This window comes from Streptomyces sp. NPDC048258 (genome assembly GCF_043201995.1).
Taxonomy (GTDB): domain Bacteria; phylum Actinomycetota; class Actinomycetes; order Streptomycetales; family Streptomycetaceae; genus Streptomyces.
In genome coordinates this window covers 182,256-192,887 of sequence record NZ_JBICZH010000014.1, presented here as the reverse complement: position 1 = coordinate 192,887, position 10,632 = coordinate 182,256, and the positions used below count along the sequence as shown (strand labels likewise).

The window sequence follows — 10,632 nt, the reverse complement described above, 5'->3', positions numbered from 1 at the left end:
GGGGGGGGGGGGGGGGGGCGGTGGGGGGGCGGGGGGGGGGGGGGGGTGGTGGGGGGGGGGCGCTGTGGCGGGGGCTGGGGGGTGCGGGGGGGGGGGGGGGGGGGGGGGGGGGGGGTGCGGCGCCGTTGCCGGGGCTCTGCCCCGGACCCCGCGCCTCAAACGCCGGCGGGGCTGGTTGTGGGCTGGTGAGGCTGGATTGGTCGGGCGGGGCTGGTTGTGGGTCGGCGGGGCTGGATTTGGCTGGTGGGGAGGTGTGGGGTGGTGACGGACACAGGTCGGGGGAGGGGAATCGTGGGTATGCTCGCCGCCATGCCCCAGCCCCCTTCCGCCGCATCGCGGGACGAACCCGTCATACGGGAGCGCGGTGACGCCTGCCCCGGCGCGTTGCGGCTGCACGCGGCGGACGACGGGTTCCTGGCGCGGGTCCGGATACCCGGCGGGCTGCTCACGCCCCGCCAGGCCTCCGTGCTCGGGCTCGCCGCGGACCGGTTCGGGGACGGGCACCTCGAACTGACCTCCCGGGGCAACGTCCAGCTGCGCGGGCTCGACGACGGATGCGGCGCCGGGCTCGCGAAACTGCTGGACGGGGCCGGGCTGCTGCCGGCGCCGAGTCACGAACGGGTCCGGAACATCGTGGCGACGCCGATGTCCGGGCTGGAGGGTCCGGCCCGGCCCGACGTGCTGGCCTGGGCCCGCGCGTTCGACGGGCTGCTGTGCGCGAGCGCCCGGGCGGCGGCGCTGTCCGGGCGGTTCCTGTTCGCCTTCGACGACGGGCGCGGGGACGTCGCCGCGCTGAACCCCGACGTGACCGTGCTCGGCGGGCCCGACGGCCGGGCGCTGATCCGGCTCGGCGTGGCCGCCGACGCCGTGGAACTGGCCGCGCCGCACGCGGCCCGGGCGGCGCTGCTCGCCGCCGAGTACTTCCTCGACACGGCCGACGCGGCCGGGACCCGGGCCTGGCGGGTGTCCGAGCTGCCCCCCGAACACCCTCTGGACGAGGCCGAGTTCACCCGTCGGCTCACGGCCGCCGGGATCGAGGCGGCCGTCGTCACCGAGGTGGCCTGGCCGTACGCGCCGCCGCCCCGGCCGTGGGGCGCGGGGACCGGCGACCGGACGCACCTGTGCGTACTGCCGCCGCTGGGGCGGCTGAGCACCGAGCAGTGGCGGGTCCTGGTACGGGTCGCCGACCGGGGCGGCCGCGAACTGCGCGTCACCCCTTGGCGCAGCGTCATCCTGCCCTCGGCCGGTACCAGCAGGCCCGTCCACGGCGCGGCCCTGATCGAGACCGCCGGCCTGGTCCTCGCCCCCGACAGTCCCTGGGAGGCCGTCACCGCCTGCACCGGCCGGCCCGGCTGCGCCAAGTCCCTGGCCGACGTGCGCGCCGACGCGCGGGCCGTCGCCGAGCGGGCACGGGGGCCGCTGCCCGTGCACTGGTCCGGGTGCGAACGCCGCTGCGGGCACCCGCGCGGCACCGCCTGGGTGGACCTGGTGGCCACGCCCGACGGGTACCGGCTCGGCGCCGCGGACCCGGTGGCACCCGAAGAACTCGCCGCGGCCCTCGCCGCCGCCCGCAACCAACCCCGAGTGTCCGAAGCCGCAGTGAAGAAATGAGCGAGTACACCGTGTTCGAGTACGAGAAGGACGGCGCCGCGATCTACCGCCAGTCCTTTGCCACGATCCGCGCCGAGGCGGACCTCTCCGGGCTGCCCGCCTCGGTCGCCCAGGTCGCGGTGCGCATGATTCACGCCTGCGGGATGACCGACCTCCCGCAGGACCTGGGGTACACGCCCGAGGTCGTGCTGCGGGCCCGCGCCGCGCTGGAGGCGGGCGCGCCGATCCTGTGCGACGTGCAGATGGTCGCCAGCGGGGTCACCCGCAAGCGGCTGCCCGCCGAGAACGAGGTGATCTGCACGCTTTCCGACCCGGCCGTGCCGGAGCTCGCCGCGAAGATGGGCACCACGCGCAGCGCCGCCGCCCTCGAAGTCTGGCGTGACCGGGGCCTGTTGGAAGGCTCGGTGATCGCCGTCGGCAACGCGCCGACCGCGCTCTTCCGGCTGCTGGAGATGATCGAGGAGGGCGCCCCGCGCCCGGCCGCCGTCATCGGCGTGCCCGTCGGCTTCATCGGCGCCGCCGAGTCCAAGGACGCCCTCGCCGCCCACCCGTCGGGGCTCGACCACCTGATCGTGCGCGGCCGCCGCGGCGGCAGCGCGATCGCCGCCGCGGCCGTCAACGCCATTGCGAGCGTGGCCGAATGAGCGCCGGACGTCTGTACGGGGTGGGGCTCGGGCCCGGCGATCCGTCCCTGATGACGCTGCGCGCGGTCGAGGTGATCGCCGAGGCGGACGTCGTCGCGTACCACAGCGCCCGTCACGGCCGGTCCATCGCCCGCGCGATCGCCGCGAAGCACCTGCGCGCCGACCACATCGAGGAGCCGCTGGTCTACCCGGTCACCACCGAGACCACCGACCACCCCGGCGGCTACCAGGGTGCGATGGAGGAGTTCTACGAGTCCGCCGCCGCCCGCCTCGCCGTACACCTGGACGCCGGTCGGACCGTCGCCGTGCTCGCGGAGGGCGATCCGCTCTTCTACAGCTCGTACATGCACATGCACAAGCGGCTCGCGGACCGGTACGAGACCGAGGTGATCCCCGGTGTCACCTCGGTGAGCGCCGCCGCCGCCCGGCTCGGCACCCCGCTCGTGGAGGGCGAGGAGGTCCTGACCATCCTCCCCGGCACCCTGTCCGAGGAGGAGCTCACCGCCCGGCTGGCCGCCACCGACTCGGCCGTCGTGATGAAGCTCGGCCGGACCTTCCCCGCCGTGCGCGGGGCGATGGAGCGGAGCGGCCGGCTCGCCGAGGCCCGCTACGTCGAGCGCGCCACCATGGCCGGGGAGCGCACCGGAGTCCTCGCGGACACCGACCCCGAGTCCGTCCCGTACTTCGCCCTCGCCGTCGTCCCCAGCCGGATCGGCAACCCGGGCAGCGTGCCGTCCGGCCCCGGCGAGGTCGTGGTCGTCGGCACCGGCCCGGCGGGCCCGCTGTGGCTGACCCCCGAGACACGGCGGGCGCTGGCCGACGCCGAGGTGCTGGTCGGCTACACCACCTACCTGGACCGGGTCCCGGTCAGGCCGGGCCAGATCCGGCACGGCTCCGACAACAAGGTGGAGTCCGAGCGCGCCGAGTTCGCCCTCGACCTGGCCCGGCGCGGACAGCGGGTGGCCGTGGTCTCCGGCGGCGACCCCGGCGTCTTCGCCATGGCCACGGCGGTCCTGGAGGTCGCCGGGCAGGCGGAGTACAAGGACGTGCCCGTACGGGTCCTGCCGGGGGTGACCGCGGCCAACGCGGCGGCCGCCGCGGCCGGGGCCCCGCTCGGCCACGACTACGCCACCATCTCGCTCTCCGACCGGCTCAAGCCGTGGGAGGTCATCGCGGAGCGGCTGCGCGCGGCCGCCTCGGCGGACCTGGTGCTCGCCCTGTACAACCCCGGCTCGCGCAGCCGCACGTGGCAGGTCGCGCAGGCCCGCGAACTGCTGCTGGAGCTGCGCTCGCCCGAGACCCCGGTGGTCGTGGCGCGCGACGTCGGCGGCCCGGAGCAGTCCGTGCGGATCGTCACGCTCGCCGAACTGGAGCCGTCCGAGGTGGACATGCGCACGCTGCTGCTGATCGGGTCCTCGCAGACCCAGGTCACCGAGCGCGCCGACGGCTCGCGGATCACGTGGACCCCGCGCCGCTACCCGTGACCGGGTGAGGCGTCGCAGGACCCGGGGCCCGGGGCGGTCGACCGCCCCGGGCCCCGGGCTTTCGCGTCTTCCGGCCGGCCGGAAGGCCGCGGCGCGGGCGCGGCCCGGGCCCTACGCGGGCTCCGCGCAGTCGAGCCATCGCAGGGCCGCCGCCATCGAACGGGCCTCCGCCACGCCCTCCGGGACGGGAGGGCGGCGTACGACCAGCACCGGGATGCCCGTCTCGCGGGCGGCGGTGAGCTTCGGGGCGGTCGCGGAGCCGCCGCTGTCCTTGGTGACCAGGACGTCGATCCGGTGGCGAGCGAGCAGATCCCGTTCGTCGTCGAGGGTGAACGGGCCCCGGGCCAGCAGGACTTCGAGGCGCGGCGGCGTGGGCGCGGCCGGGGGGTCCACCGAACGCACCAGGAACCAGGTGTCGGTGAGGTGCGCGAAGGTGTGCAGGCCCATCCGGCCGGTGGTCAGGAACGCACGGCTGCCGAGCGCGGGCAGCAGGCCGGCCGCCCCGGCGAGGGAGTCCGCGAAGGTCCACTCGTCGCCCGGCTCCGGCGTCCAGCCGGGCCGGCGCAGCGCCAGCAGCGGGACGCCCGAAAGCGCCGCAGCCTCGGCCGCGTTGAAGCTCATGCGCTCCGCGAAGGGGTGGGTGGCGTCGACCAGGTGGGTGACCCGGTGGGCAAGGATCCACGCGGCGAGCCCGGCGGGGCCGCCGAAGCCGCCGATCCGGGTCTCACCCGGCGGCAGGACGGGCGCGGCGACCCGCCCGGCGAGGGAGGTCGTCACCCTGGTCGCTCCGGGCGGGGCGGGCCGGACCGCGCGCGGGGCCGTGTCCCGGGCCGGGTGGGCGTCCGGGTGGGCGGCCTCCCCCACGCCCCGGGCCCCCGTCAACGCCGCCGCCAGGCGTCTGGCCTCCGTCGTGCCGCCCAGGATCAGGACGTGCCGCCCGGGACCCGGTTCAGCAGACATGCCGGTCACGTTCGGGGGAGTACAGGTGGCTGTCGCGGAACTGCTCCGCCCCCAGCGTGCGGCCCACGATGATGACGGCCGTGCGGACCAGCCCGTGCTCCTTCACCTGGGCCGCGATGTCGGCCAGCGTGCCCCGCAGGATCAGCTCGTCGGGGCGGCTGGCCATCGCCACCACGGCGACCGGGCACTCGGCCCCGTAGTGCGGCAGCAGCTCGTCGACGACCCGGTCCACGTAGCGGGTGGCCAGGTGCAGCACCATCAGCGCGCCGCTGCGGCCCAGGGTGGCCAGGTCCTCGCCGGGCGGCATCGGGGTGGCCTGCTGGGCGATCCGGGTCAGGATCACCGTCTGGCCGACCGTGGGAACGGTCAGCTCCCGCTTCAGCGCCGCGGCCGCCGCGGCGAAGGCCGGCACGCCCGGGACCACTTCGTACGGGATGCCGGCCGCGTCGAGCCGCCGCATCTGCTCCGCGACCGCGCTGAAGACGGAGGGGTCGCCGGAGTGCAGCCGCGCCACGTCCTGGCCCGCCGCGTGCGCCCGTACGCACTCGGCGACGATCTCGTCCAGGTTCAGCCGGGAGGTGTCCACCAGCCGCGCGTCCGCCGGGCATTCGGCGAGCAGTTCGCGGGGGACGAGGCTGCCCGCGTACAGGCAGACCGGGGCGGCGGCCAGGGTCCGGGCACCGCGCACCGTGATCAGGTCGGCGGCGCCGGGGCCCGCACCGATGAAGTACACGGTCATGTCAGAGATCCTTCTCGTTCGTCGACTTCGTCACTGACCACTGGGTGACCGGCATGGCCTGCCGCCAGCCCGTGAAGCCGCCGACCGGCACCGCGTGGGCGACCGAGAGCTTCACCAGTTCGCCGCCGTGGCGCCGGTAGCGGTCGGTGAGGACCGCCTCCGACTCCAGGGTGACGGTGTTGACCACCAGCCGGCCACCGGGGGCGAGCGCCGCCCAGGCCGCGTCGAGCAGCCCCGGCGCGGTCAGGCCGCCGCCGATGAACACCGCGTCGGGGGAGGGAAGGCCGGCGAGGGCCTCCGGCGCGGCGCCGACGACCACGTGCAGGCCGGGCACGCCGAGCGCCGCCGCGTTACGGGCGATCCGCGCGGCCCGCTCCGGGACGCGCTCCACGGCCACCGCCCGGCAGGAGGGGTGCGTGCGCATCCACTCGATGCCGATGGAGCCGGAGCCGCCGCCGATGTCCCACAGCAGCTCGCCGGGGGCGGGGGCCAGCGCGCACAGGGTCGCGGCCCGGACCCGGCGCTTGGTGAGCTGTCCGTCGTGCTCGTACGCGGCGTCCGGCAGGCCGGGGGTCGCGCCGATCCGGGGCGCCGGGTGGGAGGGATCCCGGCGGCAGTCCACGGCCACCACGTTCAGGGGATCGCCCGGCGGGTGGTCCCAGCCGTCGGCGAGGCCCTCGTACGCGTCCTCGCGCTCGGAGCCGAGCTGCTCCAGCACCCGGATGCGGCTCGGGCCGAAGCCCCGATCCCGGAGCAGAGCGGCGATCTCGTCCGGGGACGCCGCTCCGGCGCTGAGCACCAGCACCCGCCGCCCCTCGTACAGCGCCGCCGCGAGCCGGGCCACCGGGCGGCCGACGACCGTGACCACCTCGGTGTCCTCGACCGGCCAGCCCAGGCGGGCGCAGGCGTAGGAGACGGAGGAGGGGTGCGGGTGCACCCGCAGGGCCTGCGGCCCCAGCTCCTGAGCGAGGGCCCGGCCGATCCCGTAGAACATGGGGTCGCCGCTGGCCAGCACCGCGATCCGGCGGCCCGCGTGCTCGGCCATCAGCTTCGGCACGGCCGGCCGCAGCGGGCTCGGCCACGCCACCCGCGCCCCGGGGCAGTCGGCGGCCGGCAGCAGGTCCAGCTGGCGCGGCCCGCCGATCAGCACCTCGGCACGGGACAGCGCGGACCGCGCGGCGGCGGTGAGCCCGGCCCAGCCGTCGGCGCCGAGGCCGACGACCGTCACGGGTATGGGGGGCGGTGCGGAGCTCACTGCGCGGTACCTCGGGACTGGAAGGGGAAAGCGGAAGGGGCGGACCGCAGCCTACTGGCCTGCGCGTACGCGTGCCCGTACGACCCCCGCTCCGGCCCCCGGCCCGCGCCGGTCTACTCTCGGTAACCCACCGATCGCGAGGGAGCCCGCCATGCCCGGCTGGAACGCCACGAACATCCCCGACCAGAGCGGCCGGACCGCGGTCGTGACGGGGGCCAACAGCGGGATCGGCTACGTCACCGCCCGCGAGCTCGCCCGGCGCGGCGCCTCGGTCGTGCTGGCCTGTCGCAGCGCCGCGCGCGGGCGGGCCGCCGAGGTCCGGATACGCTCCGAAGTTCCGGGCGCGGAGGTGGAGTTCGCCCCGCTCGACCTGGCCGACCTGGCCTCCGTCCGGGAGTTCGCCAAGGCCTACGGGCAGCGCCGGGAGTCGCTGGACCTGCTGGTCAACAACGCGGGCGTGATGGCACTGCCGTACGGGCGGACCGCCGACGGGTTCGAGACGCAGTTCGGGGTCAACCACCTCGGGCACTTCGCGCTCACCGGGCTGCTGCTGCCGAGGCTGCGGGCCGCGGCGCCGGGCGCGCGGATCGTCAACGTCTCCAGCGGCTTCCACGCGCTCGCCGACATCGACCTCGACGACCTGGACGGCGAGCACGGCTACCGGCGCTGGATCGCCTACGGCCGCTCCAAGACCGCCAACCTGCTCTTCACCCACGAACTGTCCCGGCGGTTCGCCGCCGCCGGCTCGACCATCGTCGCCGCCGCCGCGCACCCCGGCTACGCCTCCTCCAACCTCCACGCCGGAGCGTCGAAGCTGGAGGGCCCCACCCTCAACTCGCGCGTGGCGGCGTTCGGCAACGCGTTCGTCGCGCAGCCCGCGTCCTCGGGCGCGCTGCCCACGCTCTACGCGGCCACCGCGCCCGGGGTGCGGCAGGACGATTTCATCGGGCCGCGGTTCGGCTGGCGCGGAGCGCCGGTCCGGTCCTGGCGGGCGAAGCGGACCTTCGACGACACGTCCGGCGAACTGCTCTGGGCCGCCTCCGAGAAGCTCACGGGAGTCTCGTACGGATCCCTGCCCCGCTGACCCGCCCGGCGAGCCGACCGCCGGGCGCGCGGAGCGGTCCTTGAGCGCCCCCGTCCGCCCCCCGGACGCCTCCGGGCGCCCCGGACGGTACCTGACCGCGACGCCCCCGGCCGCCGGACAATCGGTGGCATGGACGACACTCCGGACAACCACCCACTTCAGTCGGGGCGCAGGGAGCGCCAGATGCGGTCCGGGAGGTAGCGCGCGGCCTCCGCCAGGTCGATCTCGTAGGTGCTGGACAGCCAGCGGCGCGCGGCCTCGGTGAGGGGCCCCATGACCATGACCTCGATCACGGGGGCCGGGAGGGGGGCGATCTCGCCGCGCTCCATGCGCGCCCCCATCCACTGCATGATGGTCCCGAACTTCTCCGCCTTGGCCGCGCCGATCTCCTCGGCGTGGGCCACGAGGTAGCCGGAGTAGGCCGAGGCGTGCAGGAACAGCGCGACGTCCCGGTGCTCCTGGGTGAAGCGCAGGTAGGACGCCACCCACGCCTGGACGCCGGTGCGCGCGGTCCGGCACCGGGTCAGGGCGGCGGCCATCTCGTCGCACAGCTGGTCCATGCACCGGATGTAGAGGGCGGCGGCCAGGCCGTCGAAGTTGCCGAAGTGGTGGTAGAGGCTGCCGAGGCTCACACCGCTGGCCGCGACGACCGCGTTCACCGTGAACCCCTGCTGGCCGGACTCGGCGAACACGCGCAGAGCGGCGGTCAGGAGCAAGTCGACGGTGGCCTCACCGCGTTGTTGCTTAGGAGACATGTCGGGTCCCGTCGGTGTCCGTCGCGGTGTTTCCGTGATCTGTTGGGCGGAGAGAGAGCCTAGCAAGACCTGGAACTAGAAGATTTTTCTAGAAAGACCCTCCGTGAAGCCGCCCGGCGCGCCACACTGGGCAGGCAATCGGACCCGTGTGCACCCGCCCCCCTCATCCCTTGGAGCAGCCGGTGTCGTCGCAGGAAATCCCCCTCCAGCTCACCCCGCAGCAGGCGGCCCACGGTGTGATCCTCACCGTCGAGCTGCCGACCGGCCCGGCGCGCGTCCGCATCCCCCACTCCCGGGACGGGGACCTCGTCCGGGCCCGCGTCGGAGACGCCGAGGTGCTGCTGCGCATCCGGGTGGCAGGGGCAGGGGCAGGGGCAGGGGCAGGGGCTGCGGCCGGGGCCGGGGGCACGCCGCGGTCCGGTCCGGCCCCCGGGGCGGGCGGCCGCGGCTGCCTGGTGGCGCTCGCGGTCTTAGTGGTGCTGGGCATCGGCATCGCCGTCGTGCTGAACGGCGGGGACGACAGCGACGGCAAGGTCTCCGCGAGCTCGACGCCCACGGAGTCGCCGAGCCCGACGCCCACCCCGTCGCCCAGTGCCTGGAGGACCGAGACCGTCGCCCCGTCCAGCCGGGCGACCCTCCCGGAGCCCAGCCTCGAACCCAGCCCGGAGCCCAGCCCGGAGCCCACCCCGTACGACCGCGGCACCTGCCTCAACGGGAGCCTGCCGGACTCGACGACCGCCCAGCGGGTGGACGACGTCGAGGAGGTCTCCTGCTCGGCGTCCGACGCGCACTACCGGGTGATCGAGAGCATCCCGATGACCTCCGACATGGACCGCTGCAACGACAACCCCAAGACCCAGTACGCGTTCTCCCACCGGTACACCATCAACGGCAGGGTGATCAACGAGTACGTGTACTGCCTGGTCGGCCTCGGCTCGTACGCCCGCTAGGCCACCGTCGCCGGAAGCGCTACGCGGACTTCGTGGCGCGTTCGTACAGGGCCCGGAGCCCGTCGCCGAAATAGCTGCTGTACGAGGTCTCGTCGTCGCCGCCGCCGTCGCGGCCGCCGATCACCCCGATCAGCGTGTGCCCATCGGTCAGCACCGGGCCGCCGCTCGTGCCGTTGGGCACGTCCGCGCAGTCGAGGCGCAGCTGCGTCGGCCCCGCGGCGCGGGCGGTGTTGCGGCAGTCCAGCGGCTGCTCGGAGGTGTTGGGGTAGCCCACGAGCCGTGCGGGCGCGGGCAGTTCGGGCCGGAAGGCGATCTCCTCGGCGCCGGTGACGTCCTCCAACCGCTGGCCGGGGTAGCCGGGCCGGCGCAGCCGGACGAAGGCGACGTCGTGGTCGGGGTCCTGGTCCTCGGTCCAGCGGGGGTCCACGTCGATCCGGGTGGGCACCCAGACCCCGTACGGAGCCGCGCCGTCCAGATAGCCGGGGGCGAAGGCGAGGTTGGTGCGGAAGCCGCCCGTGTACACGCAGTGGGCGGCGGTGGCGATGAGGTCGCCGCCGGGGGAGTGGACCACCACGGCCGAGCAGTGGTGGTCGGGGTCGCCGTCGGCGCCGGGGGAGAAGAGCGTTCCTACGGCGGGCTCGGCGGGCGCCGGCCGGGCCTCCAACGGGTCGGAGGGCTGCCACCCGGCCGACCTCCAGTGCACCGAGGTGCCGCTGTCGGCGAAGGCGTTGCCGTCCGTCGGCGGGTCCGGGACCTCGTGGGCCAACCCGTCCAGCACGGCGGCCGCCGTCCGGTCGGCGCGCTCGGGATCCTGCTGGTAGACGCCCTGCGCGGCATCCCCGTCCGCGCGGTGGGCGGCGAAGCCGCGCAGCTCCCACAGGTACCCCGCGCCCACGATGACCAGCGCGCAGAGGACGCCGACGAGCACGGAGGCCCGTACGGCCCGCCCGTGAACCTTGCTGAACATGTGGCACTCCCCGCCCCGCAGACGCGTCCGACTCTCCGTTCGATGGGGAGATCGGCGGGATGGGTTCCGAAATCCGGACGTGTCCGTTCTCACAGCGGCCCCCGGCCGCCCCCGCGTCACTCCCCTGTCTTCCGCGTGTCATTCAACTCACCTACGCTCCACGCGACTTGAGCCACAGCGGAC

The 10,632-nt window shown here is 75.3% G+C and carries 10 protein-coding genes; 5 read left to right on the top strand and 5 right to left on the bottom strand.

All coding sequences use genetic code 11. The features are described 5' to 3' along the window. Positions 1-309 precede the first annotated feature (309 nt). The 3 genes from cobG to ACGFYQ_RS28630 are packed head-to-tail and all read left to right on the top strand — an operon-like array spanning position 310 to position 3,739. Positions 310-1,611: a precorrin-3B synthase gene (gene cobG / locus ACGFYQ_RS28640; protein ID WP_393748780.1), complete on the top strand. Its 1,302-nt coding sequence runs from the start codon at positions 310-312 to the stop codon at positions 1,609-1,611. Further along, positions 1,608-2,255 (top strand): precorrin-8X methylmutase, encoded by a 648-nt coding sequence (locus tag ACGFYQ_RS28635; protein WP_393748778.1) that lies wholly within the window; start codon positions 1,608-1,610, stop codon positions 2,253-2,255. Before cobG ends, ACGFYQ_RS28635 begins: the two co-directional genes overlap by 4 nt. Then, complete coding sequence (locus tag ACGFYQ_RS28630; RefSeq protein WP_393748776.1) at positions 2,252-3,739, top strand: precorrin-2 C(20)-methyltransferase; 1,488 nt, start codon at positions 2,252-2,254, stop codon at positions 3,737-3,739. Before ACGFYQ_RS28635 ends, ACGFYQ_RS28630 begins: the two co-directional genes overlap by 4 nt. 111 nt (positions 3,740-3,850) lie before the next feature. On the opposite strand, the gene ACGFYQ_RS28625 is transcribed toward ACGFYQ_RS28630, so the two are convergent. The 3 genes from ACGFYQ_RS28625 to cbiE are packed head-to-tail and all read right to left on the bottom strand — an operon-like array spanning position 3,851 to position 6,693. Then, on the bottom strand, positions 3,851-4,699 hold the full coding sequence (locus tag ACGFYQ_RS28625; protein WP_393748774.1) for a cobalt-precorrin-6A reductase: 849 nt from the start codon (positions 4,697-4,699) through the stop codon (positions 3,851-3,853). Further along, positions 4,689-5,438: a precorrin-4 C(11)-methyltransferase gene (cobM, locus tag ACGFYQ_RS28620; RefSeq protein WP_393748772.1), complete on the bottom strand. Its 750-nt coding sequence runs from the start codon at positions 5,436-5,438 to the stop codon at positions 4,689-4,691. Before cobM ends, ACGFYQ_RS28625 begins: the two co-directional genes overlap by 11 nt. 1 nt (position 5,439) lies before the next feature. Continuing rightward, the gene (gene cbiE / locus ACGFYQ_RS28615) at positions 5,440-6,693 is read right to left on the bottom strand and encodes a precorrin-6y C5,15-methyltransferase (decarboxylating) subunit CbiE (protein WP_393748770.1); all 1,254 of its coding nucleotides are present in this window, start codon (positions 6,691-6,693) and stop codon (positions 5,440-5,442) included. A 151-nt stretch (positions 6,694-6,844) separates the two neighbouring features. Here cbiE and ACGFYQ_RS28610 point away from each other — a divergent pair, with 151 nt between their 5' ends. Further along, complete coding sequence (locus ACGFYQ_RS28610) at positions 6,845-7,777, top strand: oxidoreductase (RefSeq protein ID WP_393748768.1); 933 nt, start codon at positions 6,845-6,847, stop codon at positions 7,775-7,777. A 158-nt stretch (positions 7,778-7,935) separates the two neighbouring features. Here ACGFYQ_RS28610 and ACGFYQ_RS28605 read toward each other — a convergent pair whose 3' ends face one another. Continuing rightward, positions 7,936-8,532, bottom strand: coding sequence for a TetR/AcrR family transcriptional regulator (locus tag ACGFYQ_RS28605; protein ID WP_393748766.1), 597 nt, complete (start codon positions 8,530-8,532; stop codon positions 7,936-7,938). A gap of 182 nt (positions 8,533-8,714) precedes the next feature. Here ACGFYQ_RS28605 and ACGFYQ_RS28600 point away from each other — a divergent pair, with 182 nt between their 5' ends. Beyond that, on the top strand, positions 8,715-9,482 hold the full coding sequence (locus ACGFYQ_RS28600; protein WP_393748764.1) for a hypothetical protein: 768 nt from the start codon (positions 8,715-8,717) through the stop codon (positions 9,480-9,482). Between the two features lie 19 nt (positions 9,483-9,501). On the opposite strand, the gene ACGFYQ_RS28595 is transcribed toward ACGFYQ_RS28600, so the two are convergent. Then, on the bottom strand, positions 9,502-10,449 hold the full coding sequence (locus tag ACGFYQ_RS28595; RefSeq protein WP_393748762.1) for a trypsin-like serine peptidase: 948 nt from the start codon (positions 10,447-10,449) through the stop codon (positions 9,502-9,504). Positions 10,450-10,632 lie beyond the last annotated feature (183 nt).